Origin of the sequence: Pseudomonas sp. JV241A (assembly GCF_900275665.1) — a bacterium.
GTDB lineage: Bacteria > Pseudomonadota > Gammaproteobacteria > Pseudomonadales > Pseudomonadaceae > Aquipseudomonas > Aquipseudomonas wadenswilerensis.
This window is the reverse complement of sequence record NZ_OPYO01000003.1, coordinates 74,702-101,044: the sequence shown is the minus strand read 5'-3', so window position 1 is coordinate 101,044 and position 26,343 is coordinate 74,702. Positions and strand designations below refer to the sequence as shown.

Below are 26,343 nucleotides of genomic sequence, written 5' to 3'. Positions count from 1 at the left end.
ATACAGTCTATTTCGGTCACGCCATGCGCACCGCACCACGTTTTGCCTGAACCCCATGGGCCATGACACAGTTGCGCCCGGCGCCCTTGGCGCTGTAGAGGGCCTGGTCGGCGGATTTGAGCACTTCATCGGGTGAACGATGATCGGCCAGGCGCTCACTGGCACCAATACTGATAGTCACCGACACACTGGAAGCCGCCGACGCCCCACGCCGTTGTCGACCCTGCTGGTCGTCCTGGGGGCGGTTGTCCTGGTTGCGCAACTGGATGTTGTAGTTGGCGATCACCTCGCGCACTGCCTCAAGGTGCGGCATACACTCTTCGATAGTTTTGCCGGCAAATACCACGGCGAATTCCTCACCCCCATAGCGATAGGCCCGACCGCCGCCGGTGACCTTGGACAGTTTGCTCGCCACCAGGCGCAGTACCTGGTCACCCACATCGTGGCCATGGGTGTCGTTGAATTTCTTGAAGTGGTCGACGTCAGTCATCGCCAGCACATAGTTGCGCCCCAGGCGCTGCATGCGCTCGTTGAGCGCGCGGCGGCCGGGCAAACCGGTCAGCTCATCACGAAAAGCCATTTGATAGGCCTCGTGGGACACCGCCGCGGCAATCATCAGCATCACCTGGCTGCACATGATGTTCAGGGTGAACGGCAGGATGAAGGTCTTGGGCAGCATCCAGAAGATACCGATCAGGCCGATCACCTGCGCCGCGTGCAAGGGACGCGGTTCACGCAGGTACTGCACCACCAGCAGGATGAAGGCGCAGAGGAACACCGGATAGGCCAGCTGGATCAGGCTCATCCACTGGCCATGCAACGAAGGCCAGCGAATCTCCGCCAGCCAGCTCAACAGCGCTTGGGGAAAACTCTGCTCCAGGCCCAGGGCGACGCTGCCCACAGCCAACAATACGGCGAAACGCGCGACCATGTCCTGGAACAGATGGGTGCGCTCTTGCCAGGCGCCATACAGGGCGAACATCAGCGGCAACAGCAGGCAGACCAGGTGGAACACCACCGCTGCATCTTCTCGCACGCGGCCGTTGTCGCGGTAGAAGTCGGTCTGGGTGTCGAGCAGGAAGTAGGCGATGTACACCGTGAGCATCAGAAACAGTTCACGTTGGCGGCGGTACACGGCGCAGTAGGCGCCGCCGAGCAACAAAACCAAGGTGGGCAGGACATTGAACAGCGACGTGAAAAACACACTGAGGTCTCTCACGTAAGCGGCCGCGAGCCCTGACACCAGCAAACAGACCGATGGCAGGAAGTGGCTCAGGCGTACAGCGGATAAACGAAACAAGGGTAATCTCCGACCCGGCAGATCAATAATGGCATTGTGCCTTAATGTATCGGCAGCGCACATGAATAGATGAATGCACTTGATCGGGATGGCTGGATGGGGTGGGCTGGGTGGGAGCGGGCTTGCCCCGCGATGCGATGTGGCTGACAGAAAGCTATCGCGGGGCAAGCCCGCTCCCACAGGAAGCAAAAGCAAAAAAAAACGCCTGCCGGTGAGGGCAGGCGTTTTTTCTTACAGCCTTTGACTTAGTAGGAGAGACCGAAGTCCTCTTCTTTCATGTCCATCAGGTTGTTGGCGCCCGACAGCATGGTTGCTACGTGGGTGCGGGTACGCGGCAGGATGCGCTGGAAGTAGAAGCGCGCGGTCTGCAGCTTGGCGGTGTAGAAGGCTTCTTCAGTGGTGCCGGCAGCCAGTTTTTCGGCAGCCAGGCGCGCCATGTCAGCCCAGAAGTAGGCCAGGCAGGCATAACCGGAGTACATCAGGTAGTCCACCGAAGCGGCACCGACTTCTTCACGGTCTTTCATCGCGGCCATACCGACCTTCATGGTCAGTTCGCCCCACTCTTTGTTCAGCTGGGCCAGCGGCGCGACGAACTCGCTGATTGCTTCGTTGCCTTCGTTACCCTGGCAGAACTTGTGCACGATCTTGGTGAAGCCCTTGAGCGCTTCGCCCTGGGTCATCAAGACTTTACGGCCGAGCAGGTCCAGCGCCTGGATGCCGGTGGTGCCTTCGTACAGCATCGAGATACGGCTGTCGCGAACGTTCTGCTCCATGCCCCACTCGGCGATGAAGCCGTGGCCGCCATAGATCTGCACGCCGTGGTTGGCCGCTTCGAAGCCGACTTCGGTCATGAATGCCTTGGCGATCGGAGTCATGAAGGCCAGCAGTGCGTCGGCTTTCTTCTTCTCTTCTTCGTCCTGGCTGTACTTGACGATGTCCACCTGCTTGGCGGTGAAGTAGACCATCGCGCGGTTGCCTTCGGCGAACGCCTTCATGGTCAGCAGCATGCGACGTACGTCCGGGTGGACGATGATCGGGTCAGCGGCTTTGTCCGGCGCTTTCGGGCCAGTCAGCGAGCGCATTTGCAGGCGGTCGCGAGCATATTTCAGGCCGCCCTGGAACGCCACTTCAGCGTGGGCCAGGCCTTGCAGCGCGGTACCCAGGCGAGCGGTGTTCATGAAGGTGAACATGCAGTTCAGGCCTTTGTTGGCCGGGCCGATCAGGTAGCCGGTAGCGGCGTCGAAGTTCATCACGCAGGTGGCGTTGCCGTGGATGCCCATCTTGTGTTCGAGGGAGCCACAGGACACGGCGTTGCGCTCACCGACGGTGCCTTCGGCGGTCGGCAGGAACTTCGGCACGATGAACAGCGAGATGCCTTTGGTGCCAGCCGGTGCATCGGGCAGGCGGGCCAGAACGATGTGGACGATGTTGTCGGCCATGTCGTGCTCACCGGCCGAGATGAAGATCTTGGTGCCGGTGACTTTGTACGAACCATCAGCCTGAGGCTCGGCCTTGGTGCGCAGCATACCCAGGTCGGTACCGCAGTGTGGCTCGGTCAGGCACATGGTGCCGGTCCACTCGCCGGAAACCAGCTTGGTCAGGTAGGTCTCCTGCTGCTCGGCGGTGCCGTGCTCGGAGATGGTGTTCATCGCGCCGTGGGACAGGCCAGGGTACATGCCCCAGGACCAGTTCGACTCGCCGACCATTTCGCTGACCGCCAGGCCCAGCGACTCAGGCAGGCCCTGACCGCCGTGCTCGACGTCATGGGCCAGGCTCGGCCAGCCACCTTCGACGAACTGCTTGTAGGCTTCCTTGAAGCCGGTCGGGGTTTTAACGCCCGATTCGCTCCAGGTGCAGCCTTCCAGGTCGCCGACACGGTTCAGCGGGGCCAGTACCTGTTCACAAAACTTGGCGCCTTCCTCGAGGATGGCGTCAACCATGTCCGGGGTGGCGTCCTGGCAAGCCGGCAGGCTCTGATAATGCGCTTCGTAGCCGAGCAGCTCGTCACGAACGAAGCGAATATCACGCAAGGGGGCTTTGTAATCAGGCATAGCGATGAACCTCTGCTGATGAATCCTGGATAGGGAGACCGCGATATACCGACCAGCTCTAGGCGGCTTTCGGTCAAACAGTTGTTTGAAACATACGTTTACGCCGAAAACTTGTCAAGCATCAAGCAGAGGGCAGTTCGGCCATGCCAGACTGCGCGATTGCCTTGGCAAAATGCCCGGCAAACGCGCAGCCGAACGCCGGCCAACAAGGCCAAAGCGCTGATACATAAAGACTAGTTGAAGGCTCGCGAAGGGCGAGCCGAAGGGGGTCAGGCGTAGGTGTCGATCAGGGTGCCGAGCATTTCGTCCGATGCTTTGGCCACTTTGACACCGAGTTCGACCTGATGCTTGCCCAGCGCCATCTCGACACTGCTGGTGGCCAGGTCCATCTGCTGGCTGCGGTCGACCGCGCGCAGGCGCTCGGCCTGATAGTCACTGGACTGGCTGGTGGCGGCACGCTCGACGGTGGTGTTGGCGATCTGGCTGGCGGCCTGATCGACGCGGTTTTGCCCAGCGTTAATGGCACCGAGCCCTGCGTAGTATGCTGAACTGCCCGAGATTTCCATGTCGAAACTCCATGACACTAAAAGCGAACGGCCTCTATTGAAGCAGACTTGCTGGCAAAAGACCCGTTGAAAACACTAATGGCACTTTGCCTTATGATAGACCAGTCTCAGTCCAGCAGGTCCAGTTGCAGGTACGCAGCCACGGTTTCGGCGCTGACCTGCTTGAGCTTGGGCACCCGCCCCAGGCACGGCGCCGGTAAACGCTCGGCGAGGCTGGCGAGGTTTTCTTCCAGCCGCGAGGTGCGTGGATCGACGATGTTGGCGACCCATCCGGCCAGTTGCAGGCCATCGCGAGCGATGGCTTCGGCCGTGAGCAAGGCGTGGTTGATACACCCCAGGCGCACACCGACCACTAGAATTACCGGCAGCTTCAGGGCAACGGCCAGGTCTGACAGGTTGGCTTCACCAGATAGCGGCACGCGCCAGCCTCCAGCCCCTTCGATCAGAGTGAAATCCGCCTCTTTGGCCAACACCTCGCGCATCGGCGTCAACAAGGCCTGAACACTCAGGGCGACACCGGCTTCCCGCGCAGCCAGGTGCGGAGCAATGGCCGGTTCGAAAGCGAACGGATTGACCTGTTCGTAGGGCAACTTGAGCGAACTTTCGGCGATCAGCGCCATGGCATCGGCATTGCGCAGGCCCTTGCTGCTGACCTCACAGCCCGAGGCCACGGGCTTGGCACCCAAGGTGCTGAACCCGGCCAGGTGCGCGGCATGCAGAAGGCCGGCGGCAATGGTGGTCTTGCCGACATCGGTGTCGGTCCCTGCAATGAAATAGGCCCGGCTCATCTCACTCCCCTTCTACCGGCGGCTTTTGCAGTACACCGTAGACCACCTGATAGGTAGCCGGTAGTCCCTGAGGCTGACGGAAGCGTTCGTAGGCCTGCAACAGGCCCTGCATTCGTGCCCGTCCGGTAAGCCCGGCGGGGCGCCCCGGATTAAGGTTGTGGGCGCCGAGGGCCTTGAGTTCGTGGGTCAGGCTGCGCACGTCCGGGTAGTGCAATACATGGGGCCGAGCCTGCAGGCCGAGCACCTTCAGCTCGCTTTCGCCGCACAGGCGTTGATAGTCCTCAAGGCGCCGGAAGCGGTTGACATGCACCAGGCCGTCGACCGCCTGCCAGCTTTCGCGCAGCTCATGCAGGGTGCCGACGCAGAGACTGGCGAAGGCCAGCACGCCGCCCGGCTGCAGAACGCGTCGGGCCTCGCTGAGCACGGCGCGAAAATCGCCGCACCATTGCACCGCCAGGCTGGTGAAGATCAGCTCGACACTGGCGTCCCGCAGCGGCAAACGCTCGGCATCGCCAGCCACATGGTGGTGCGCCCCGCCCTGCTCCCGGGCGTGCAGGAGCATGCCTTCGGCAATATCCAAGGCAACACCGGCAGCCTGGGGAAAACGGCGGTTCAGAGCGCGGCTGAAGTAGCCGGTACCGCTGCCCAGGTCCAGCCAGCGTTGCGGCTCGAATGCACCGGGCAACTGCTCAAGCAGTGCATTGCCCACCGCGCGCTGCAGTTCGGCGACGCTGTCGTAGCTGGCGGCAGCGCGGGAGAACGACGCTGCGACCTGACGTTTATCGGGCAAGGCGCCGGGCAGGCCCGGCAGGGAAAGATCAGTCATCGTCACTCTCATGTACAAAGGCCTTGATTGCCGCCGCCAACTCATGAGGTGTTTCCATCACAAAACCATGAGCACTGTCTTCCAGCAGCCCGACTTCCACGTCGGGCAGTATTTCCAGCAACTCGCCGGCGACCTCCGCCGGTACCAGCCCATCCCGCCCGGCAAACAGGTGCAATTGCGGACCGCCATAACGCTGCAGGGCTGCACGCGTATCGAGCTGGCCAAGGACTTCGAGCCCCGCCACCAACTGCTCCGGAGCGGGAGCAGGCATCCCGGCGCTGAGCAGGCGGGCCAGGCTGCGCGGCTCTTCGGCGCCCTGGCTGCACAGCGAAACGAAGCGCTTGAGGGTGACCTGGGTGTGATAGCGGCAACCTTCGAGGAAGGTCTGGAAGGTATCCAGCGCCATGCCGTGCGGCCAGTCCGGGCGGCTGACAAAACTGAGGTTGCTGCCCAGGGTGATCAACCCATGGCAGTCATCGCCGCGCCGTGCAGCCAGTTCGGCGGCGAGCATGCCGCCCAGCGACCAGCCGCCCAGCCAGGCATTGCGCGGCAACTGCCGATCGAGCTTGTCGAGCCAGTCCTCGGGGTTGCTGGACACCAGGCTGGGCAACGCCTGGATTTCGACCCGCAAGCCAGGGTCGATGGCCCGCAGGGTCGCCACCAGCGGTTGCAAGGCGGAACTGCCCAGGCCCCAGCCTGGCAACAGGATCAAATGATTACGCATCTGCAGGCTCCAGCAGCGGATAACAGTCAGCCAGTGCATTCAACAATAGCTGCACCTGCGCCGGGCTGTGCGCCGCACTCAGGGTCACGCGCAGGCGCGCGCTGCCGGTGGGTACCGTTGGCGGGCGGATCGCGGTCACCAGCAGGCCGCGCTCGCGGAGCATCTGCGACAGGCGCAAGGCCCGCGCGCTGTCGCCGATCAGGATCGGCTGGATCGGCGTGAAGCTGTCCAACAGTTGCAGGCCGATCTGCTCGGCGCCGCTGCGAAACTGCTGAATCAACGCCGCCAGGTGCTCACGGCGCCAGTGTTCGCTGCGCAGCAACTCCAGGCTGCGCAGGGTGGCGCAGGCCAGGGCCGGTGGCTGGCTGGTGGTATAGATGTAGGGCCGGGCGAACTGGATCAGGCATTCGATCAGCTCTTCGCTGCCAGCGACAAAAGCACCTGCGGTGCCACAGGCTTTGCCCAGGGTGCCAATCAGGACCGGCACCTGTTCGAGGCTCAGGCCGAAATGCTCGACGATGCCGCCACCGTTGCGTCCCAGGGTGCCGAGGCCATGGGCATCGTCGACCATCAGCCAGGCGTCGCGGGCATTGGCCACCGCAGCCAGGGCTGGCAAATCGGCCAGGTCGCCGTCCATGCTGAACACGCCGTCAGTCACCACCAGGGTATTGCCGACGGCCTTGTCCAGGCGGCTGGCCAGGCTCACGGCATCGTTGTGCAGGTAGCGGTTGAAACGTGCACCGCTGAGCAGGCCGGCATCCAGCAACGAGGCATGGTTGAGACGGTCCTGCAGCACCGTGTCGCCCTGCCCGACCAGTGCGGTCAACGCACCGAGGTTGGCCATGTAGCCAGTAGAAAAAAGCAGCGCCCGCGGCCGCCCGGTCAGCTCGGCCAGGGCTTCTTCTACCGCGTGATGGGGGCTGCTGTGGCCTATCACCAGGTGCGAGGCACCGCCGCCGACCCCCCAGCGCTCGGCACCGGCGCGCCAGGCGGCGATCACTTCCGGGTGATTGGCCAGGCCCAGGTAATCGTTGCTGCAAAACGCCAGCAACGGCTGGCCGTCGACCACCACTTCAGGGCCCTGCGGGCTTTGCAGCAGCGGCCGCTGACGGTACAAGTCAGCTGCGCGGCGTTGCTCCAGCCGCGCGCGAAGATCAAAAGCCATGGCTGCCTCAGGCCGAGGCGGCGTTGTAGAACAGCTCGCTGCTCTTCTGTTCCACCAGGGCCTGTTCGATGGCGGCCTGATGGACTTCGTCGGCGTGCTCTTCACGGGCTTCGGGCTGGATACCCAGGCGCGCGAACAGCTGCATGTCCTTGTCGGCTTGCGGGTTGGCGGTGGTCAGCAGTTTCTCGCCGTAGAAGATCGAGTTGGCGCCAGCAAAGAACGCCAGGGCCTGCATCTGCTCGTTCATCGCTTCACGGCCAGCGGACAGCCGCACGTGGGACTTGGGCATGAGGATCCGGGCCACGGCGAGCATACGGATGAAGTCGAACGGGTCGACTTCTTCGGCGTTCTCCAGCGGGGTTCCGGCGACTTTCACCAGCATGTTGATCGGTACCGACTCCGGGTGCTCCGGCAGGTTGGCCAGCTGGATCAGCAGGCCTGCGCGGTCGTCCAGCGACTCGCCCATGCCGAGGATACCGCCCGAGCAGATCTTCATTCCGGCATCACGCACATAGGCCAGGGTCTGCAGGCGATCGCTGTAGGTGCGGGTGGTGATGATGCTGCCGTAGAACTCCGGCGAGGTGTCGAGGTTGTGGTTGTAGTAGTCAAGCCCGGCCTCGGCCAGCGCCTGGGTTTGCTCCAGGTCGAGCTTGCCGAGGGTCATGCAGGTTTCCAGGCCCATGGCCTTGACCCCTTTGACCATCTGCAGCACGTAGGGCATGTCTTTGGCGGACGGATGCTTCCACGCCGCCCCCATGCAGAAGCGGGTCGAGCCGATGGCCTTGGCCCGGGCTGCCTCTTCGAGGACCTTCTGCACTTCCATCAGCTTCTGTTTTTCCAGCCCGGTGTTGTAGTGGCCGGACTGCGGACAATATTTACAATCTTCCGGGCAGGCGCCGGTCTTGATCGACAGCAGGGTCGAGACCTGCACGCGGTTGGCGTCGAAATGCGCGCGGTGCACGGTTTGCGCCTGGAACAGCAAGTCATTGAACGGCTGCTGGAACAGGGCTTTGACCTCGGCCAGGGACCAGTCGTGACGTGTTGTTGCAGTTGTGCTGGCGCTCATCGGCGATTCCTTGTTTAGGCTTGTACTGGCGCCGGCACAGGAAACCCCGCCAGCGCATCACGGATAGCTCGCATAGTTAAGGAAGGCTGATGCACTGTCAACCACAACTCAAAACACTGGTTTACAATTGGCTATTTAATAACCATACATGCCTACTCTGCAATGAAGCGGCCGAGCAGCCCTACCCCCTGTGCGTCGCCTGCGAAAGCGAACTGCCCTGGCTGGATGATCGCTGCCAGGTGTGTGCCCTGCCGTTGCCCATGCATGGCCTGGTCTGCGGCCAGTGCAGCCGGCGCCCGCCGGCCTTCTATCGGGTCGAGGCGCCCTGGCATTACGGGTTTCCGGTCGATGCGCTGGTTACCCGCTTCAAGCACAACAGCCAGTGGCCGCTGGGCCGCCTGCTCGCGCAACTGCTCGGGCGCTGGTTGATCCACCGCTTTGACGAAGGGCTACCGCGCCCGGCCTTGTTGCTGCCGGTACCGCTGTCACGGCGGCGTTTGCGTCAACGCGGCTACAACCAGGCGGGCATGCTGGGCAACTGGCTGGCGCAACAGCTGGGTATAAGCTGCAGCGAACAGGTACTCACTCGCACCCTCGATACCCCGGCCCAGCAAGGCCTCAAGGCCAAGGCACGCAAACGCAACCTGCGCCAGGCCTTCGCCGTGCACGACAGCAGCCTGATTGCCGGGCGTCATGTAGCGCTGGTGGATGACGTACTGACCACTGGCGCCACTGCCCAGGCATTGGCCAGCCTGCTGCTCAAGGCGGGTGCCCGACGGGTCGATGTCTATTGTCTCGCACGCACCGCCAAGCCCGGCAGCGCTTGACTTGAACGCGGGGTGCGGGCACTTTCGGGCTGTTTCCTTTCAGGTGCCCGTTACCGCTTATGTCTCTGCCTGCCCTGCTCACCCAGCACATCGTCCGCCGCCCGCAGCGTATTGCCTTGCTGCAACACATTGCCGAACAAGGTTCGATCACCCGTGCGGCAAAAAGCGCCGGCATGAGTTACAAGGCGGCCTGGGATGCAATCGACGAACTCAACAACCTGGCGGCCAGCCCGCTGGTCGAGCGCAGTGTTGGCGGTCGCGGTGGTGGTGGAGCAAAACTGTCTGCCGAAGGCCAACGGGTGCTGCGTCTGTACCAGCGCTTGCAGGCCCTGCAGGCGCAGATCCTTGAAGCCGCCGAGGACGCCAGCGATCTCGACCTGCTCGGCCGCCTGATGCTGCGCACCAGCGCGCGCAACCAGCTGCACGGGCGCATCAGCTCGATTGAAGCCCAGGGCCGCTATGACCGCATCAGCCTGACCCTGGCGGGCGAACTGCGCATTGATGCCGAGATCACCCACGACAGCACCGGCCGCCTGGAACTGACCCCCGGTACCGCCGTCGTGGCGCTGATCAAGGCTGGCTGGCTCGAGTTGCTGGGCCTCGACCAACAGCCTGCCGAGGGCTACAACTGTTTGCCGGTCAAGGTCGATGCCTTGCTTGATGACGCCGAAGGCCCCACCGAAGTGCGTCTGGCACTGGCCAGCGGGCAAACCCTTTGCGCCTTCGCTGAAGCACACTGGCTGAAGGACCATCAGGTCGTTGTAGGCAGCAACTTGCAAGTGCAATTCCAACCTTCCTACGTGCTTCTCGGAACTCCTCTATAAAACTGCCACAAAACCGTCATGCACCCTGACTAAGGTGACTGCCAAACCCGCAGGAAGCCTGTCATGCACCTATTAGAAGAACATCAGCCAACCGACCTTGAACACCTGACCCGTCTCAGCCGCCGCCGCTTCATCGGCGCCGGCGCCTTGTGCGGCGCGGCGCTGTTTCTCGGTGGCAATCTGCTCAGCCGCAGCGTACTGGCGGCCAGCGTCAGCGCCGGCGGCAGCAGCCTGCTGGGCTTTGCCAGCATCCCCGCCGCCACCGCCGACAGCATCAGCCTGCCGCCAGGCTACAAGGCCCGGGTACTGATCAGTTGGGGCCAACCGCTGCATGCCGACGCCCCGGCCTTCGACCCTTCCGGCAATGGCAGCGCCCTGGCCCAGGAACTGCAGTTCGGTGACCACAACGACGGCATGAGCCTGTTTCCCTTCCCCGGCGACGACGACCGCGCCTTGATGGCGATCAACAACGAGTACACCAACTACCGCTACCTGTTCAGCCATGGCGGCAAGCCGGCCTCTGCTGAAGAGGTGCACAAGGCCCAGGCCGCCGAAGGGGTGTCGGTGATCGAAGTGCAGCGCCGTGATGGCCAGTGGCAGTTCGTCCAGGACTCACCCTACAACCGGCGTATCCATGGCAACACACCCATAAGCCTGAATGGCCCGGCCGCCGGCGATGCACTGCTCAGAACCGCGGCCGACAACAGCGGGCGCAAGGCGCTGGGCACCTTCCAGAACTGCGCCAACGGCAAGACGCCGTGGGGTACTTACCTGACCTGCGAAGAGAACTTCACCGACTGCTTCGGCAGCAGCGATTCATCCCAGGCCTTCGACGCCGCACAGAAGCGCTACGGTGCCTCGCTCACCGGCAAGGAGGTCGACTGGCACCAGCACGACCCGCGCTTCGACCTGGCCAAGAACCCCAACGAACTGAACCGTCATGGCTGGGTGGTGGAAATCGATCCGTTCGATCCGCAATCGACTCCAGTCAAACGCACCGCCCTGGGCCGTTTCAAGCACGAGAACGCCGCTCTGGCCGAAACCCGCGACGGCCGCGCGGTGGTGTACATGGGCGACGATGAGCGTGGCGAGTTCATCTACAAGTTCATCAGCCGCGATCGCATCGACCACAAGAACGCCAACGCCAACCGCAACCTGCTGGACCACGGCACCTTGTATGTGGCGCGCTTCGACGATGGCGACCATAACCTTGATCATCCGCGCGGCAAGGGCCAATGGCTGGAGCTGACCCATGGCAAGAACGGCCTCAACGCCGCCAACGGTTTTGCCAGCCAGGCCCAGGTACTGATCCATGCGCGCCTGGCCGCCAGCCACCTCAAGGCCACGCGCATGGACCGCCCGGAGTGGATCGTGGTCAGCCCCAGGGACGGCCAGGTCTATTGCACCCTGACCAACAACGTCAAACGCGGTGAAGAAGGCCAGCCAGTCGGCGGCCCCAACCCGCGCGAGAAGAACGTCTACGGGCAGATCCTGCGCTGGCGCGAAAGCGCCGATGACCATGGCGCGATGAGCTTCGACTGGGACCTGTTTGTAGTAGCGGGTAATCCGGCCGTGCATGCCGGTGATGCCAAGGCAGGTTCCGCCAACATCACCCCACAGAACATGTTCAACAGCCCTGATGGCCTGGGCTTCGATGCCGATGGCCGCTTGTGGATCCTGACTGACGGCGATTACAGCAACAATGGTGACTTTGCCGGCATGGGCAACAACCAGATGCTCTGCGCCGACCCGGCCAGTGGTGAGATCCGCCGCTTCATGGTCGGGCCGGTGGCGTGCGAAGTGACGGGGATCGCCTTTGCTCCGGATCAGCGCACCTTGTTCGTCGGTATTCAGCATCCGGGGGAAACCGGTGGCTCGACCTTTCCCGAGCACCTGCCCGACGGCAAGCCGCGCTCCTCGGTGATGGCGATCAGCAGGGAGGATGGCGGGATCGTTGGGGGTTGAGTCTGTGCAGCCCAATCTGTAGGAGCGGCGATGCGGCGACCCGACGTACCCCGCGATGACCCCAGTGCAGACGGCACATCAGGTGGTGTCTGCATCGCGGGGCAAGCCCGCTCCCACACGAGCCGCCGATGTGCGATACCATGCAGGGAACCGCACAGCAGGAGCGAGCATGTCCCACCCCTTTGAAACACTCACCCCCGACCTGGTCCTCGACGCCGTGGAAAGCATCGGCTTTCTCAGCGACGCCCGGGTGCTGGCACTGAACAGCTACGAGAACCGGGTCTACCAGGTGGGTATCGAAGGGGCTGAACCACTGATCGCCAAGTTCTACCGCCCGGACCGCTGGACCGACGCGGCGATCCTCGAGGAGCACAGCTTTACCGCTGAACTGGCCGAATGCGAAGTGCCGGTGGTCGCGCCACTTGTCCACAACGACAAGACCCTGTTCGAACACAGCGGCTTTCGCTTCACCCTGTTCCCGCGCCGCGGTGGCCGTGCACCAGAGCCGGGCAACCTCGATCAGCTGTATCGCCTTGGGCAACTGCTCGGCCGTCTGCATGGGGTCGGCGCCACCCGCCCGTTCGAGCACCGTGAAGCACTGGCCGTGGATAACTTCGGCCACGCCTCGCTCAATACCCTGCTCGAAGGCAACTTCATCCCCAAAAGCCTGCTGCCAGCCTTCGAGTCGGTGGCCCGCGACCTGCTCAAGCGGGTCGAGGCGGTTTACGCCAGCACCCCGCACCAGGTCATTCGCCTGCACGGCGACTGCCACCCGGGCAACATGATGTGCCGCGACGAGGTGTCCCACATCGTCGACCTCGATGACTGCCGCACGGGCCCGGCGGTGCAGGATTTGTGGATGATGCTTGCCGGCGATCGCCACGAGCGCCTGGGCCAGTTGGCCGAGCTGATGGATGGCTACAACGAGTTCCACGATTTTGATCCGCGCGAGCTGGCCCTGATCGAACCCCTGCGCGCCCTGCGCCTGTTGCACTACAGTGCCTGGCTGGCCCGGCGCTGGGACGACCCGGCGTTCCCGCGCAGCTTCCCCTGGTTCGGCCAGGAGCGTTACTGGGGCGACCAGATCCTCGCCCTGCGTGAGCAAATGGCGGCACTGGATGAAGAACCGCTGAAATTGTTCTGAAGCGTGCGCGAGTCTGTCTACAATAGCCCCCTGCTTTTAGATAGCTGCCTAAGCAAGGAATCTGCATGCACGCCGCCAACCCGCGCCGCGGGTACATCCTGGGCCTGAGCGCCTACATCATCTGGGGTTTGTTCCCGCTCTACTTCAAAGCGCTGCAAAGCGTTCCCGCCGTGGAAATCATCGTCCACCGGGTGCTCTGGTCAGCCCTGTTCGGCTCGTTGCTGCTACTGGTCTGGAAACATCCTGGCTGGTTGCGCGAGCTGCGCGACAACCCCAAACGCCTGGCAATCCTGGCCCTGAGTGGCTCGCTGATCGCCGGCAACTGGCTGACCTACGTGTGGTCGGTCAACAACGGGCGCATGCTCGAAGCCAGCCTGGGCTACTACATCAATCCATTGGTCAATGTGTTGCTGGGCATGCTCTTGCTCGGTGAGCGCCTGCGCCGCCTGCAGTGGGTAGCCGTGGGCCTGGCTGCACTCGGGGTGGCCCAGCAGGTCTGGCAGGTCGGCAGCCTGCCCTGGGTATCGCTGGTGCTGGCACTGAGCTTCGGCTTCTACGGCCTGATCCGCAAACAGGCGCCGGTCGCCGCCCTGCCCGGGCTGGTGGTGGAAACCTGGATGCTGGTACCGCTGGCCATCGGCTGGATGCTGCTCAACCCCATGGCCCATAGCGCCCAGGCGAGCTTCTACACCAGCAGCGAAGCCCTGTGGCTGATAGCCGCCGGACCGGTGACACTGGTGCCACTTGTGTGTTTCAACGCCGCCGCCCGGCATCTGCCTTACACCACCCTGGGCTTCCTGCAATACCTGGCGCCTACCCTGGTACTGCTGCAGGCGGTGTGGCTGTTTGGCGAGCATCTGTCGAGCAGCACCCTGGTGGCCTTCATGTTCATCTGGGCGGGCCTGGCGCTGTACAGCGTGGATGCCTGGCTGAGCCTGCGCCGGCGCAGCTGATCAAAAAACGTACAAAGCCATGCAGGCCACGCAATTAGTGGCCTGCAGCGACATCTCCCAAGGTTATCCACAGGCGCATCCCCGATAAACCGGGATAACTAATCCTCAGGGCGCAGGTTCAATTCCACCATCAGGTCGTCGGCCAACGCCTCCAGTTTGCCCTGCAAGACATCCAGCGACAGTGTCAGCGGCACGGCCAGCAAGGCATCGGCATGAAACAGCGGCTCGCTGCTCATCGGCGCCGGGCGCACCTCGGTGGTCAGGCGCTCGACGTTGACGCCCTGGTCGGCCAGCAAGCGGGTAATGTCGCGGACGATACCCGGGCGGTCATTGCCCACCAGTTCCATGGCGATCGGCTTCCAGGTGCAGGACGGCTCGATGCCGCTTTCGGCGATCAGCACACGAATGTCGTACTTGCCCAGGGCCTGCAGCGCCTCGACCAGCTCATCGTAGGACTCGGCCGGCACCGCCACCTTGAGAATGCCGGCAAATTGCCCGGCCATCCGCGACATGCGGCTCTCCAACCAGTTACCGTTATGCTCGGCAATACATTCAGCGATACGCTCGACCTGCCCGGCCTTATCGGGGGCGATCACTGTCAATACGAGATGATCCACGCGGCAACCCTCTGCTTTTAACGTTCAGCCCCGAAATCAAAGGGCGCGGAGAAAGTATAGGCAAGGCGCGGCAACCTGCCGCAGGAGCTTCGAATGACTAATCGTGTACTGTTTCAAGATTTATCTGGAACAATCTGCCGGTTTTTTGAGAACATACCGATTCCCAGCGTGACCCTATGCGACCAATTGGTCGCAGAACGACGTATTTAGTCTAATTTTCACAACCGCAGCGCATCATGTAGTATGCCGCAGCGCGGACTACAAAACGTTGGATCGATGTCTGCCAAGGCGCCTGTGAAAATACGCCAACGCCCGCCAGCCTGTCTGGCAGGCCGCACCCAGCCGCCCGCGAGGGCATGTTCTGGTGCCGTGTTTAGAGAAGCGCGCAAGGCTTAAATAGAAGAGCTGAATAGCTGAGCAGAGTGAGGCAAGCAATGACTGAACACGTTCAAGTCGGTGGCCTTCAGGTCGCCAAAGTCCTGTTCGACTTCGTGAACAACGAAGCCATTCCCGGAACCGGCGTCAACGCCGAACAATTCTGGGTGGGTGCGGAAAAGATCATCAACGACCTCGCTCCAAAGAACAAAGCACTGCTGGCCAAACGTGACGCACTGCAGGCGCAGATCGACGCCTGGCACCAGGCGCGCAAAGGCCAGGCTCACGATGCCGTGGCTTACAAAGCCTTCCTTCAGGACATCGGTTACCTGCTGCCAGAAGCGGCAGACTTCCAGGCCTCGACCCAGAACGTCGACGACGAAATCGCTCGCATGGCCGGCCCGCAGCTGGTGGTGCCGGTCATGAACGCCCGCTTTGCCCTGAACGCCTCCAACGCCCGTTGGGGTTCGCTGTACGACGCGCTGTATGGCACCGACGCCATCAGCGAAGCCGGCGGCGCGGAGAAAGGCAAAGGCTACAACAAGGTTCGCGGCGACAAGGTAATTGCCTTCGCCCGTGCCTTCCTCGACGAATCGGCGCCACTGGCTGCTGGTTCCCATGTCGATTCCAGCGCTTACCGCATCGAAGACGGCAAGCTGGTGGTCGCCCTCAAGGGTGGCAGCAACAGCGGCCTGCGCGATGACGCCCAGCTGATCGGTTACCAGGGCGACGCCTCGGCGCCGACCGCGATCCTGCTCAAGCACAACGGCCTGCACTTCGAAATCCAGATCGACGCCAGCACCCCGGTCGGCCAGACCGATGCCGCCGGTGTCAAAGACGTGCTGATGGAAGCCGCCCTGACCACCATCATGGACTGCGAAGACTCGGTCGCTGCCGTCGATGCCGACGACAAAGTGGTGATCTACCGCAACTGGCTGGGCCTGATGAAAGGCGACCTGGCCGAAAGCGTCAGCAAAGGTGGCCAGACCTTCACCCGGACCATGAACCCGGACCGCGAGTACACCGCGCCAAACGGTGGCTCGGTCAGCCTGCACGGCCGTTCGCTGCTGTTCGTGCGCAACGTCGGTCACCTGATGACCATCGATGCCATCCTCGACAAGGACGGCAACGAAGTGCCGGAAGGCATCCTCGATGGCCTGGTCACCAGCCTGGCTTCGATCCACAACCTCAACGGCAATACCAGCCGCAAGAACAGCCGCACCGGCTCCATGTACATCGTCAAACCGAAGATGCATGGCCCGGAAGAAGCAGCGTTCACCAACGAACTGTTCGGCCGTATCGAAGATGCCCTGGGCCTCAAGCGCAACACCCTGAAGGTCGGCATCATGGACGAGGAGCGCCGCACCACGGTCAACCTCAAGGCCTGCATCAAAGCTGCCAGTGAGCGCGTGGTGTTCATCAACACCGGCTTCCTCGACCGTACCGGTGACGAGATCCATACCTCCATGGAAGCCGGCGCCGTGGTGCGCAAAGGTGCCATGAAGACCCAGAAGTGGATCGGCGCCTACGAGAACTCCAACGTCGACATCGGCCTGGCCACCGGCCTGCAAGGCCGCGCCCAGATCGGTAAAGGCATGTGGGCCATGCCGGACCTGATGGCCGACATGCTCGAGCAGAAGATCGCTCACCCGCTGGCCGGTGCCAACACCGCCTGGGTGCCATCGCCGACGGCCGCAGCGCTGCACGCCCTGCACTACCACAAGGTTGACGTGTTCGCCCGTCAGGCGGAACTGGCCAAGCGCGCACCGGCCTCGGTCGATGACATCCTGACCATCCCGCTGGCGGCCGACACGAACTGGTCGGACGAAGAAAAACGCAACGAGCTGGACAACAACGCCCAGGGCATCCTTGGTTATGTCGTGCGCTGGATCGACCAGGGTGTCGGTTGCTCGAAAGTGCCGGACATCAACGATGTCGGCCTGATGGAAGACCGCGCCACCCTGCGGATTTCCGCGCAGTTGCTGGCCAACTGGCTGCGTCACGGCGTGGTCAGCGAAGCGCAGATCCTCGAAAGCCTCAAGCGCATGGCGCCGGTGGTCGACAAGCAGAACGCCAACGACCCGCTGTACCGCCCGCTGGCACCGGACTTCGACAACAACATCGCCTTCCAGGCGGCGGTCGAACTGGTCGTCGAAGGCACCAAGCAACCGAACGGTTACACCGAGCCGGTGCTGCATCGTCGTCGTCGTGAGTTCAAGGCCAGGAACGGCCTGTAGCATCCTCGGGGGCTGCTTTGCAGCCCCATCGCCGGCAAGCCAGCTCCCACAGGGTCGGTGAATGCAGTACCTGTGGGAGCTGGCTTGCCAGCGATGAGGCCAGACCTGCCTAAGAAATCCCCAGCTCCCTGTGCACCAACTCCACCAGTTTGTCCAGATCGATCGGCTTGAGCAGAAAGTCGACAACGCTCAAGTGCATCGCCTCGATGGCGTCCTGCACATCCGCAGCCCCTGACACGATGATGATCGGCATCGCCGCGCGCTCCGATTCGCGTATGTGTCGAATCAGCTCAAGACCACCGAAAGCGCCCATGCGCAGGTCGGTGATCACCAGGCCAATACCCCGCTCCTTGACCAGGCACTCCAGCGCCTGCTTGCCGCTGCTCGCGGTCAGGCACTTGATACGCTTGGAGCTCAGGTACCTGGCCAGGGCTTCGCGGGCCACACGGTTGTCATCAACGATCAATACCTTCAGCGGCGCAGCCGGTGGCGCCGTTACCGATGCCAGCGCCTCACGCTCGTCCTCGCTCAGTATGTCTTCATGGTCGGACATGGCTGCCTCATCATCAATGACCTGCAAAATGTCCTGTGAATCAGTTCAGACTGCATTCAGATTACTTGCAAACTGCCTTTCGTCGGGTAATTGACACATGACGCACTGCTTCAACACCCTGACGCGGTTTATAGACTTACGTCCAATGGGCACTGAGCACCCCGCGACCGACCATGAAGGTCGAAAACAACAAGGTCGATGATCACAGCTCGACACAAAGACGCGGTAATGCTCATGAGCAAAATGGACGCCTTCGCCCAGGCAGGAAAATCTGCAGTGATGCAGAACATCCAGGGGACCATGCAATTCTTGCAACGCTTTCCACCCTTCAATCAGATGGAGAATGCCCACCTGGCGTTTCTCGTCGAACAGTGCCAGCTGCGCTTCTATGCGGCCAATGACAGCATCATCAAGCCCGCTGACGGCCCGGTCGAGCACTTCTACATCGTCAAGCAAGGCCGTGTGGTCGGTGAGCGTCAGCACGTGACCCGCCCGGGCACCGAAACCACCTTCGAGATCACCAGCGGCGAGTGTTTCCCCCTCGCCGCCTTGCTCGGCGAACGGGCTACCCGCACCGAACACCTGGCAGGCGAAGACACCTTCTGCCTGCAATTGAACAAGGCCGCGTTCATCCGCCTGTTCACCCTCTCCGAAGCCTTCCGTGACTTCGCCCTGCGCGGGGTCAGCAGCCTGCTCGACCAGGTCAACCAGCAGGTCCAGCGTCGCGCCGTGGAAACCCTCGGCAACCAGTATTCGCTGAACACCCGCTTGGGCGAGCTGGCCATGCGTCATCCGGTGGTCTGCGATCCGGCTACGCCGCTGCGTGAAGCGGTGCGCCTGATGCACGAGCAGCAGGTCGGCAGCATTGTCATTGTCGACGAGCAGCGCTTTCCCATCGGCATCTTCACCCTGCGCGACCTGCGCCAGGTGGTGGCCGATGCCAGCGCCGACTTCGCCCAGCCGATCAGCCGGCACATGACCGCCTCGCCCTTCTACCTGAGCCCGCAAGCCAGTGCCTTCGATGCCGCCATCGCCATGACCGAGCGGCATATTGCCCACGTCTGCCTGGTCGAAGAGCGGCGCTTGTGTGGCGTGGTGTCGGAGCGAGACCTGTTCTCCCTGCAACGGGTTGACCTGGTGCACCTGGCGCGCACCATCCGCCACGCCAGCCGGGTCGAAAACCTGGTGTCACTGCGCGGCGAAATCAGCCAGTTGGTCGAGCGCATGCTGGCCCATGGCGCCTCGTCGACACAGATTACCCAGATCATTACCCTGCTCAACGACCACACCGTGTGCCGGGTGATCGAGCTGGCCATCGAAGACAAGGGCGACCCGGGCGTGCCGTTCAGCTGGCTGTGCTTCGGCAGTGAAGGCCGGCGTGAACAGACCCTGCACACCGACCAGGACAACGGCATCATTTTCGAAGCCCGCGATGCCGCCCATGCCGCCGAGATTCGCGGCCGCCTGCTGCCGCTGGCCCAGCACATCAACCAGGGCCTGGCGCAATGCGGCTTCAGCCTGTGCAAGGGCAACATCATGGCCGGCAACCCCGAGCTGTGCCTGTCCCGCGCCGAATGGGCAAGGCGCTTTGCCGCCTTCATTCGTGAAGCCACGCCGGAGAACCTGCTGGCTTCGAGCATCTACTTCGACCTGCGGGTGGTCTGGGGCGATGAGCAGGCCTGTGAACAACTGCGCCAGAGCATCCTTGAGCAGGTGGCCGACAACCGCCTGTTCCAGCGCATGATGGCTGACAACGCCCTGCGCCAGCGCCCGCCGGTGGGCCGTTTCCGAGAGTTCGTGCTGACCCGCCAGGGTAACGACAAGGCCGCCACCCTCGATCTCAAGGTCCAGGGCCTGACGCCGTTCGTCGATGGCGCACGCTTGCTGGCCCTGGCCAACGGCATCGGCGCCAACAACACCCTGGAGCGCCTGCGCCAACTGGTGGCCAAGGAAGTGATCGACCCGCTCGACGGCGCCGCCTATGAAGAGGCCTACCACTTCATTCAACAAACCCGTATGCAGCAACATCAACTGCAGAGCCGGCAAAATCTGCCCTACTCCAACCGGGTCGACCCTGACAGCCTCAACCACTTGGACCGGCGCATTTTGCGCGAGTCCCTGCGCCAGGCGCAGCGCCTGCAAAGCAGCCTGGCCCTGCGGTACCAGCTATGAGCCTGTTTGCCTGGCTGCGCCCCAGCCCACCACGGCTCGACGAGCAACTGCGCCAGCGCGTGCAACAGCTGACTGCCCCGGCGCCGCTGGCCGAACATAGCCTGCGCCAGCAGCGCTGGGTGGTGCTCGACCTGGAAACCAGTGGCCTGAACCTCAACCGTGACCACGTGCTGTCGATTGGCGCGGTGGTGATCGAAGACGGTGCCATCGACTTCCGCCAGCAGTTCGAACGTACCCTGCACCAGCGCGACCACAAGCTCACCTCCAGTGTGCTGATCCACGGCCTGGGGCCCAGCGCCATCGCTGCTGGCTGTGACCCGGCCCAAGCCCTGCTTGAGCTGATGGACTTTATCGGCGACAGCCCGTTACTGGCCTTCCATGCGCCGTTCGATCAACGCATGCTCAGCCGCGCTTTGAAGGACCATCTCGGTTATCGCCTGCAGCACCCGTTCTTCGATGTCGCGGAACTGGCACCCCTGCTCAACCCGCAGATCACCCTGCGCGAAGCCGGGCTGGATGACTGGACCGCTTACTTCAACCTGGAAGCCGCCGAGCGCCACAACGCCAGTGCCGATGCCCTGGTCACCGCCGAGCTGGCGCTGATCCTGTTCAGCCAGGCCCGGCGCCAGCAACTGGACAGTCCGGCTCTGCTTGACCAACAGTTGCATCGCCTGCGCAGGCGTCGGCAACAAAGTCATGGCTTTTAAGCATCATCCGATGAGCGTGAATTGCGTCTGATGGGGAGCTTCTGCGACAATCGCGAATAATTCTCGTTAGTTAACGCATCTTTTCGGGGAACGCCTTGTCGTCTGTGCAAAGCCCACACACTGAGCTGGTCGGTACGCTGTACCGTGACCATCGCAGTTGGCTGCTCGCCTGGCTGCGACGCAATATCGCCTGCGCCGAGCGCGCCGAAGACCTGAGCCAGGACACCTTCGTGCGCCTGCTCGGGCGCGAGCAATTGCCTGCGCCACGCGAACCCCGGGCGTTCCTGCTGGCCATTGCCAGGGGCCTGCTGTTCGACCACTTTCGCCGCGCCGCACTGGAGCAGGCGTATCTGGCCGAGCTGATGCTGATCCCCGAAGCCGAGCAGCCCTCCCCCGAAGAACAACACTTGATCCTCGAAGACCTCAAGGCCATCGACCGCCTGCTTGGCAAGCTGTCGAGCAAGGCCCGGGCAGCATTCCTGTATAACCGCCTGGACGGCCTGGGCCATGCCGAGATCGCCGAACGCCTGGGCGTTTCCGTATCGCGGGTGCGCCAGTACCTGGCCCAGGGCATGCGCCAGTGCTACGTGGCGCTGTACGGTGAACCGACATGAATAACAAGCCGGTTTCGGCGCGGGTGCTGGATGCCGCGATCGCCTGGCAGCTGTGCCTGGACTCGGGCAGTGGCAGCACCGACGAACGCGCCGAGTTCGCCCGCTGGCATGCCGCCAACGAAGAACACGCGCGCGCCTGGATGCAACTGGGCATGCTCGACCAGCGCTTCAGCGCCGCGGCCGGCCCTGCGCGCCAGGCCCTGCTGCAATCACGCGCCGGTCTGCGCCAACGGGTACGCAAGCTGGGCAGCGGCCTGGCCAGCCTGGTGCTGGTGGTGGGTCTGCTGAGCTGGGTCAGTGCCCATCAGACGCTGGGCTACTGGCTGGCCGATCAACGCACCGGCACGGGTGAGCAGCGTACCTTGCGCCTCACCGATGGCACCCTGATCAGCCTCAACACCCATTCGGCAGTGGATATCCGCTTCGACGAGCAAGAGCGCCTGATCGTGTTGCACGAAGGTGAAATCTCTATCGAGACCGGCCACAAGGACGATCGCCCGTTTGTAGTCACTACCGAGGACGGCCGCATGCGCGCACTGGGTACGCGCTTCCTGGTCAGGCTCGAAGACCAGGGCACGCGCCTGAGCGTGCTGCAGTCGGCGGTGGCTGCCCGGCCGCAGAACAGCGGCGACGAGCAAATCTTCAAAGAAGGCCAGCAAGTGCTAATGAGCCACGACCGCTTGGGCCGGGCTGACGGCCTGGCCGCCGGTGCCGATGCCTGGACCCGCGGCATGCTGGTGGTCGACAACGTGCGCCTGGCCGATCTGGTCGACGAGCTGGGACGTTACCGCAGCGGGCATCTCGGGGTTGCTGCGGATGTAGCGGACCTGCGCATTACCGGCAGCTTCCCGCTCAACGATACCGACCTGGCGCTGACCTCGTTGCTGCCGACCTTGCCGGTGCAGATCGAACAGCGCACACCGTGGTGGGTGACGGTGGTAGCTAAACGCGATACGCACTGAGGGCCCGATGCGGGCCCTGTGGGAGCGGGCTTGCCCCGCGATAGGCATGAAATAGAAATCGAAATTATTTCCACTACCCCCTGACACTTTTCCCAACTCACTCGGCAAGGAAGCTAGTTAGCACTTACTTCCGTCGAGGAGCCGCTGTATGTCCCGCGCTTTTGAGAACTTCCTGCGTCCCAGCCTGCTGGCCGTGGCCATTGCCCTGACAGCGCCTCTGGCGAGTAGCCCGCTGATCGCCGCCGAGCAATCGGGCAACCTGCGCAGCTACAACCTGCCCGCAGCCCCGCTGTCCACCACGCTCAACCAGATCGCCAGCCAGGCCGGCATCGCCCTGGCCCTGGACCCAAGCCTGGCCAGCGGCCGCACCTCGGCGCCGGTCAGCGGCCAGTACGACGGCGTCGGCGCCCTGCAGGCGGCCCTGCGCGGCACCGGCCTGCAACTGCAACAGAGCAGCGCCGGCACCTATAGCCTGGTTGCGGCACCCGAAGGCACCCTGGCCCTGCCGGAAACCAGCGTCAATGCACGCAGCGACTATGAAAGCGCCTGGGGCCCGGCCACCGGCTTCACCGCCACCCGCACCGCAGCCGGGACCAAAACCGACACTCCGATCGTTGAAGTGCCGCGCTCGATGAGCGTGATCACCCGTGAGCAGCTGGACGACCGCCAGGTCCTCAACCTCAACGACGCCCTGCGCTACACCGCCGGCGTACAAAGCAGCGGTTACGGCTCCGACACCCGCGCCGACTGGCTGCGCGTGCGGGGTTTCGACCCGACCCAGTTCCTCGACGGCCTGCCGCTGCCGAAGGGCTCGTTCGCCAACCCGAAAGTCGAGCCGTGGAACCTGGAGCGCATCGCCGTGCTGCGTGGCCCGGCATCGTCGGTTTATGGCCAGACCCCACCCGGCGGCATGCTCGACATGGTCAGCCGTCGCCCCCAGGCTGAAAGCGCCCACCAGATCGAAGCTCAGGTCGGCAGCAACAACCACCGCCAGATCAACTTCGACAGCACCGGCAAGATCGATGACCAAGGCCAGTTCCTGTACCGTGTCAGCGGTGTCGTACGCGACAGTGGCGCGCCGACCGATCATGTTCCGGACAAGCGCTACAACCTCGCGCCAAGCCTGACCTGGAACATGGATGAAGACACCAGCCTGACCTTCATCACCCAGTTCACCCGTGACGATACCGGGATCAGCGGCCAGTTCCTGCCGCTGCAGGGCACCAAGCTGGGCTCGCCGGCCGGTGATATCTCCCACCACAAGAACCTCGGTGACCCGGACTGGGAATTCTACGACCGCACCTACTACGCCCTGGGCTATGCCTTCGAACACCGTCTGAACGATGTCTGGCAGTTCCGCCAGAACCTGCGCTACACCAAGAGCGACCTGTCGTTCCAGGGTATCAACGTCGCGACCATGAACAACGACACGATCCAGCCTGACGGCACCGTTCCTCGCGAGACCGGCATCGTCAACGAAGACATCAGCCAGTTCGCCGTCGACAACAACTTCCAGGCCGACTTCCAGACCGGCGCCCTGAGCCATACCCTGCTGATCGGCCTCGACCACCAGCGCTCGAACACCAACTACCGCTGGGACTACGGCCTGAGCCCGAGCGTGCCGCCAGGCAACGTGATCAACCCGCCGTACGGCCAGGACTTTTCCAAGGTGGATTACTTCACCATGTACGACTACGGCCAGAAAATCCGTCAGACCGGCTTCTACGTGCAAGACCAGATCGCCCTCGACAACTGGCGCCTGACCCTGGGCGGGCGTGAAGACTGGGTGCACACCGGCACCACCTTCCACAACCAGAACGATGCGACCAGCACCGAGCGCGACAAGGCCTTCACCGGCAACGTCGGCCTGAGCTACGTGTTCGACAACGGCGTGACCCCGTACATCTCCTACACCGAGTCGTTCCAGCCGACTACCGGCGCCGCCGTCGCCTCCACCGATTCGTTCAAACCGACCGAAGGCCGCCAATACGAAGTCGGCATCAAGTACCAGCCGGTTGGCAGCAAGAACCTCTACACCGCAGCCGTGTATGACCTACGCCAGGACAACGTGAAAGTCACCGAAGGCAACATCACCCAGCAGGTTGGCCAGTTGCAGGTTCGCGGCCTTGAGCTGGAGGCCACCACACAGGTGACCGAAAACCTCAAGCTGACCGGTTCCTACAGCTACACCGATACCGAGATCCTCAAGGGTGCGGCCAACGAGCAAGGCAACCGCATGGCGCTGATCCCGCGCAACCAGGCGACCCTGTGGGCCGACTACACCTGGCACAGCGGCCTGCTCGACGGCTTCGGCGTCGGCGGTGGCGTGCGTTATGTCGGTGACAACTACGGCAACACCACCAACACCGATCTCGGTTATGTCGGCTCCTACACCGTCTACGACGCGTCGGTGCACTACGACCTGGGCCGCAAGGTCAGCACGCTCAAGGGCATGACCGTCGCCGTCGAAGCCAAGAACCTGTTCAACAAGGACTACCTGGCCAACTGCGACGGTTACTGGTGCTACTACGGTGACGAGCGCAATGTGGTCGCCAGCGTCAATTACAAGTTCTAAGGCCGCGGATGAAAAGCCGAACCATCCGTCGCTGGTCCTTCGTTCACACCTGGACCAGCCTGATCTGCACCCTGTTCCTGCTGATGCTGGCAGTCACCGGCTTACCGTTGATCTTTCATCACGAGATCGACCACCTGCTGGGCGATGCCCCCGAGCTCAAGCAGATGCCGGCCGACACACCCAAGCTCGATTTGCAGGAACTGGTGCTCAAGGCCCAGGCCCATCGCCCTGGCGAGGTGATGCAGTACTTCGGCTGGGATGAGGACGACAGCAACGGCGTGATCGCAATCATGGCCGCCACCGCAGGCACCGAGCCGAATTCGTCGCACACGTTCATGCTCGATGCACGCAGCGGCGAAGCGGTGGAAATGCCTTCGGCCAACGGCGGCTTCATGATGACCATGCTGCGCCTGCATGTGGACATGTTCGCCGGGCTGCCCGGCAAGCTGCTGCTGGCGTTCATGGGGCTGTTGTTCGTGGTGGCGATCATCTCCGGCGTGGTGCTCTATGCGCCGTTCATGCGCCGGCTGAAGTTCGCTACCGTGCGCAACGACAAGTCCACGCGCCTGCGCTGGCTCGACCTGCACAACCTGATCGGCATCGTCACCCTGACCTGGGCGCTGGTGGTTGGGGTTACCGGGGTCATCAGCGCCCTGTCGGATCTGGTCATCGCGGCGTGGCGCAACGAAAGCCTGACGGCGATGGTCGCGCCCTACCGCGATGCACCGCCGCTAACGGAGCTTGCGCCGGTCAGCCGCGTGCTGGATATCGCCGCCGACGCCGCACCGGGCATGCAGCCGGACTTCATCGCCTTCCCCGGCACGCGTTTCTCCAGCGAGCATCACTATGCGGTGTTCATGAAGGGCAGCACACACCTGACCGCACACCTGCTGACCCCGGTGCTGATCGACGCCAGTAACCTTGAAGTCACCGCCATCGGTGACCGGCCCTGGTACATGGACGCCATGGGCCTGTCGCAGCCACTGCACTTCGGTGACTACGGCGGCCGGCCGATGCAAGTTCTCTGGGCAGTGCTGGATGTGCTGACCATCATCGTGCTGGGTAGCGGGGTGTACCTGTGGCTAGTGCGCCGGCGGGCCAGCAAGCCGGTGGCGGTGGCACAAGCGGAGACGGTGCAATGAAGCGCAAGTCGTCAGGTTTCTGGAGCGTGTTCGGCATGCCAGTGGCGATAGCACTGGTGGGCACGCTGGGCCTGTTTGCCGCCTTGCTTGGCGATGGCTGGTGGGATGCGCTGGCCTGGGCGGGGTTGGGCTTGCCAGCGCTGTACAGCTTGCGCGGCTTGGCTCGATAGCAATCGCGGGGCAAGCCCCG

Annotated in this window: 23 protein-coding genes; 13 read left to right on the top strand and 10 right to left on the bottom strand. The window is 63.1% G+C overall.

Going from position 1 to position 26,343, the window contains the following annotated elements; genetic code table 11:
• Positions 1 to 16 precede the first annotated feature (16 nt).
• The 8 genes from JV241A_RS01595 to bioB form a co-directional block, all read right to left on the bottom strand.
• The gene (locus JV241A_RS01595) at positions 17 to 1,300 is read right to left on the bottom strand and encodes a GGDEF domain-containing protein (protein ID WP_115084985.1); all 1,284 of its coding nucleotides are present in this window, start codon (positions 1,298 to 1,300) and stop codon (positions 17 to 19) included.
• Positions 1,301 to 1,545: 245 nt separating this feature from the next.
• Positions 1,546 to 3,351 (bottom strand): phenylacyl-CoA dehydrogenase, encoded by a 1,806-nt coding sequence (locus JV241A_RS01590; protein WP_115084984.1) that lies wholly within the window; start codon positions 3,349 to 3,351, stop codon positions 1,546 to 1,548.
• A 269-nt stretch (positions 3,352 to 3,620) separates the two neighbouring features.
• Entirely contained in the window at positions 3,621 to 3,917 is a 297-nt protein-coding gene (locus JV241A_RS01585) for a pyrroloquinoline quinone biosynthesis protein PqqE (protein WP_115084983.1), read from the bottom strand.
• 107 nt (positions 3,918 to 4,024) lie between these two features.
• A complete protein-coding gene (gene bioD / locus JV241A_RS01580) occupies positions 4,025 to 4,705 on the bottom strand; it encodes a dethiobiotin synthase (protein ID WP_115084982.1) in 681 nt (226 codons plus the stop codon).
• 1 nt (position 4,706) lies between these two features.
• Positions 4,707 to 5,531 carry a malonyl-ACP O-methyltransferase BioC gene (gene bioC, locus JV241A_RS01575; RefSeq protein ID WP_115084981.1) on the bottom strand — a complete coding sequence of 275 codons (825 nt, stop codon included), beginning with the start codon at positions 5,529 to 5,531 and terminating at the stop codon, positions 4,707 to 4,709.
• The gene (locus tag JV241A_RS01570; protein ID WP_115084980.1) at positions 5,524 to 6,255 is read right to left on the bottom strand and encodes an alpha/beta fold hydrolase; all 732 of its coding nucleotides are present in this window, start codon (positions 6,253 to 6,255) and stop codon (positions 5,524 to 5,526) included. The genes bioC and JV241A_RS01570 overlap by 8 nt, the downstream gene beginning before the upstream one ends.
• The gene (gene bioF, locus JV241A_RS01565; protein WP_134061256.1) at positions 6,248 to 7,420 is read right to left on the bottom strand and encodes an 8-amino-7-oxononanoate synthase; all 1,173 of its coding nucleotides are present in this window, start codon (positions 7,418 to 7,420) and stop codon (positions 6,248 to 6,250) included. Before bioF ends, JV241A_RS01570 begins: the two co-directional genes overlap by 8 nt.
• 7 nt (positions 7,421 to 7,427) lie before the next feature.
• On the bottom strand, positions 7,428 to 8,486 hold the full coding sequence (gene bioB / locus JV241A_RS01560) for a biotin synthase BioB (protein ID WP_010221404.1): 1,059 nt from the start codon (positions 8,484 to 8,486) through the stop codon (positions 7,428 to 7,430).
• An 89-nt stretch (positions 8,487 to 8,575) separates the two neighbouring features.
• On the opposite strand from bioB, the gene JV241A_RS01555 reads away from it, so the two are divergent.
• The 5 genes from JV241A_RS01555 (at position 8,576) to rarD (ending at position 14,199) form a co-directional block, all read left to right on the top strand.
• The gene (locus tag JV241A_RS01555; RefSeq protein ID WP_134061255.1) at positions 8,576 to 9,313 is read left to right on the top strand and encodes a ComF family protein; all 738 of its coding nucleotides are present in this window, start codon (positions 8,576 to 8,578) and stop codon (positions 9,311 to 9,313) included.
• A 59-nt stretch (positions 9,314 to 9,372) separates the two neighbouring features.
• Positions 9,373 to 10,137 carry a TOBE domain-containing protein gene (locus JV241A_RS01550; RefSeq protein WP_115084977.1) on the top strand — a complete coding sequence of 255 codons (765 nt, stop codon included), beginning with the start codon at positions 9,373 to 9,375 and terminating at the stop codon, positions 10,135 to 10,137.
• Positions 10,138 to 10,200: 63 nt separating this feature from the next.
• Positions 10,201 to 12,102 (top strand): PhoX family phosphatase, encoded by a 1,902-nt coding sequence (locus JV241A_RS01545; protein WP_134061254.1) that lies wholly within the window; start codon positions 10,201 to 10,203, stop codon positions 12,100 to 12,102.
• A 169-nt stretch (positions 12,103 to 12,271) separates the two neighbouring features.
• On the top strand, positions 12,272 to 13,246 hold the full coding sequence (locus tag JV241A_RS01540) for a serine/threonine protein kinase (protein ID WP_134061253.1): 975 nt from the start codon (positions 12,272 to 12,274) through the stop codon (positions 13,244 to 13,246).
• Positions 13,247 to 13,311: 65 nt separating this feature from the next.
• Positions 13,312 to 14,199: an EamA family transporter RarD gene (gene rarD / locus JV241A_RS01535; protein WP_115084974.1), complete on the top strand. Its 888-nt coding sequence runs from the start codon at positions 13,312 to 13,314 to the stop codon at positions 14,197 to 14,199.
• 98 nt (positions 14,200 to 14,297) lie between these two features.
• Here rarD and JV241A_RS01530 read toward each other — a convergent pair whose 3' ends face one another.
• Positions 14,298 to 14,816: a glycine cleavage system protein R gene (locus JV241A_RS01530; protein ID WP_115084973.1), complete on the bottom strand. Its 519-nt coding sequence runs from the start codon at positions 14,814 to 14,816 to the stop codon at positions 14,298 to 14,300.
• A 434-nt stretch (positions 14,817 to 15,250) separates the two neighbouring features.
• Between JV241A_RS01530 and JV241A_RS01525 the strand changes: the two genes are divergently transcribed.
• Positions 15,251 to 17,428 carry a malate synthase G gene (locus JV241A_RS01525; RefSeq protein WP_134061252.1) on the top strand — a complete coding sequence of 726 codons (2,178 nt, stop codon included), beginning with the start codon at positions 15,251 to 15,253 and terminating at the stop codon, positions 17,426 to 17,428.
• 109 nt (positions 17,429 to 17,537) lie between these two features.
• Here JV241A_RS01525 and JV241A_RS01520 read toward each other — a convergent pair whose 3' ends face one another.
• On the bottom strand, positions 17,538 to 17,981 hold the full coding sequence (locus JV241A_RS01520) for a response regulator (protein WP_134061251.1): 444 nt from the start codon (positions 17,979 to 17,981) through the stop codon (positions 17,538 to 17,540).
• Between the two features lie 234 nt (positions 17,982 to 18,215).
• On the opposite strand from JV241A_RS01520, the gene JV241A_RS01515 reads away from it, so the two are divergent.
• The 7 genes from JV241A_RS01515 to JV241A_RS27380 all read left to right on the top strand — a co-directional run bounded on the left by JV241A_RS01515 (position 18,216) and on the right by JV241A_RS27380 (position 26,323).
• Positions 18,216 to 20,153 carry a DUF294 nucleotidyltransferase-like domain-containing protein gene (locus JV241A_RS01515; protein ID WP_134061282.1) on the top strand — a complete coding sequence of 646 codons (1,938 nt, stop codon included), beginning with the start codon at positions 18,216 to 18,218 and terminating at the stop codon, positions 20,151 to 20,153.
• A complete protein-coding gene (locus JV241A_RS01510; RefSeq protein WP_115084971.1) occupies positions 20,150 to 20,860 on the top strand; it encodes a 3'-5' exonuclease in 711 nt (236 codons plus the stop codon). Before JV241A_RS01515 ends, JV241A_RS01510 begins: the two co-directional genes overlap by 4 nt.
• A gap of 95 nt (positions 20,861 to 20,955) precedes the next feature.
• Complete coding sequence (locus tag JV241A_RS01505; RefSeq protein ID WP_115084970.1) at positions 20,956 to 21,474, top strand: RNA polymerase sigma factor; 519 nt, start codon at positions 20,956 to 20,958, stop codon at positions 21,472 to 21,474.
• Entirely contained in the window at positions 21,471 to 22,436 is a 966-nt protein-coding gene (locus JV241A_RS01500; RefSeq protein WP_115084969.1) for a FecR family protein, read from the top strand. Before JV241A_RS01505 ends, JV241A_RS01500 begins: the two co-directional genes overlap by 4 nt.
• A gap of 148 nt (positions 22,437 to 22,584) precedes the next feature.
• On the top strand, positions 22,585 to 25,011 hold the full coding sequence (locus JV241A_RS01495) for a TonB-dependent siderophore receptor (RefSeq protein WP_134061250.1): 2,427 nt from the start codon (positions 22,585 to 22,587) through the stop codon (positions 25,009 to 25,011).
• An 8-nt stretch (positions 25,012 to 25,019) separates the two neighbouring features.
• Positions 25,020 to 26,153: a PepSY-associated TM helix domain-containing protein gene (locus tag JV241A_RS01490; protein ID WP_134061249.1), complete on the top strand. Its 1,134-nt coding sequence runs from the start codon at positions 25,020 to 25,022 to the stop codon at positions 26,151 to 26,153.
• Positions 26,150 to 26,323, top strand: coding sequence for a hypothetical protein (locus JV241A_RS27380; protein ID WP_166675629.1), 174 nt, complete (start codon positions 26,150 to 26,152; stop codon positions 26,321 to 26,323). The genes JV241A_RS01490 and JV241A_RS27380 overlap by 4 nt, the downstream gene beginning before the upstream one ends.
• The last annotated feature ends 20 nt before the right edge of the window (positions 26,324 to 26,343 follow it).

Coding starts and splice junctions, on each gene's coding strand:
- JV241A_RS01590 (WP_115084984.1), bottom strand. CDS start 3,351: ATGCCTGATTACAAAGCCCCCTTGCGTGATATTCGCTTCGTTCGTGAC.
- JV241A_RS01585 (WP_115084983.1), bottom strand. CDS start 3,917: ATGGAAATCTCGGGCAGTTCAGCATACTACGCAGGGCTCGGTGCCATT.
- bioD (WP_115084982.1), bottom strand. CDS start 4,705: ATGAGCCGGGCCTATTTCATTGCAGGGACCGACACCGATGTCGGCAAG.
- bioC (WP_115084981.1), bottom strand. CDS start 5,531: ATGACTGATCTTTCCCTGCCGGGCCTGCCCGGCGCCTTGCCCGATAAA.
- JV241A_RS01570 (WP_115084980.1), bottom strand. CDS start 6,255: ATGCGTAATCATTTGATCCTGTTGCCAGGCTGGGGCCTGGGCAGTTCC.
- bioF (WP_134061256.1), bottom strand. CDS start 7,420: ATGGCTTTTGATCTTCGCGCGCGGCTGGAGCAACGCCGCGCAGCTGAC.
- bioB (WP_010221404.1), bottom strand. CDS start 8,486: ATGAGCGCCAGCACAACTGCAACAACACGTCACGACTGGTCCCTGGCC.
- JV241A_RS01555 (WP_134061255.1), top strand. CDS start 8,576: ATGCACTGTCAACCACAACTCAAAACACTGGTTTACAATTGGCTATTT.
- JV241A_RS01550 (WP_115084977.1), top strand. CDS start 9,373: ATGTCTCTGCCTGCCCTGCTCACCCAGCACATCGTCCGCCGCCCGCAG.
- JV241A_RS01545 (WP_134061254.1), top strand. CDS start 10,201: ATGCACCTATTAGAAGAACATCAGCCAACCGACCTTGAACACCTGACC.
- JV241A_RS01540 (WP_134061253.1), top strand. CDS start 12,272: ATGTCCCACCCCTTTGAAACACTCACCCCCGACCTGGTCCTCGACGCC.
- rarD (WP_115084974.1), top strand. CDS start 13,312: ATGCACGCCGCCAACCCGCGCCGCGGGTACATCCTGGGCCTGAGCGCC.
- JV241A_RS01525 (WP_134061252.1), top strand. CDS start 15,251: ATGACTGAACACGTTCAAGTCGGTGGCCTTCAGGTCGCCAAAGTCCTG.
- JV241A_RS01520 (WP_134061251.1), bottom strand. CDS start 17,981: ATGTCCGACCATGAAGACATACTGAGCGAGGACGAGCGTGAGGCGCTG.
- JV241A_RS01515 (WP_134061282.1), top strand. CDS start 18,216: ATGAGCAAAATGGACGCCTTCGCCCAGGCAGGAAAATCTGCAGTGATG.
- JV241A_RS01510 (WP_115084971.1), top strand. CDS start 20,150: ATGAGCCTGTTTGCCTGGCTGCGCCCCAGCCCACCACGGCTCGACGAG.
- JV241A_RS01500 (WP_115084969.1), top strand. CDS start 21,471: ATGAATAACAAGCCGGTTTCGGCGCGGGTGCTGGATGCCGCGATCGCC.
- JV241A_RS01495 (WP_134061250.1), top strand. CDS start 22,585: ATGTCCCGCGCTTTTGAGAACTTCCTGCGTCCCAGCCTGCTGGCCGTG.
- JV241A_RS01490 (WP_134061249.1), top strand. CDS start 25,020: ATGAAAAGCCGAACCATCCGTCGCTGGTCCTTCGTTCACACCTGGACC.
- JV241A_RS27380 (WP_166675629.1), top strand. CDS start 26,150: ATGAAGCGCAAGTCGTCAGGTTTCTGGAGCGTGTTCGGCATGCCAGTG.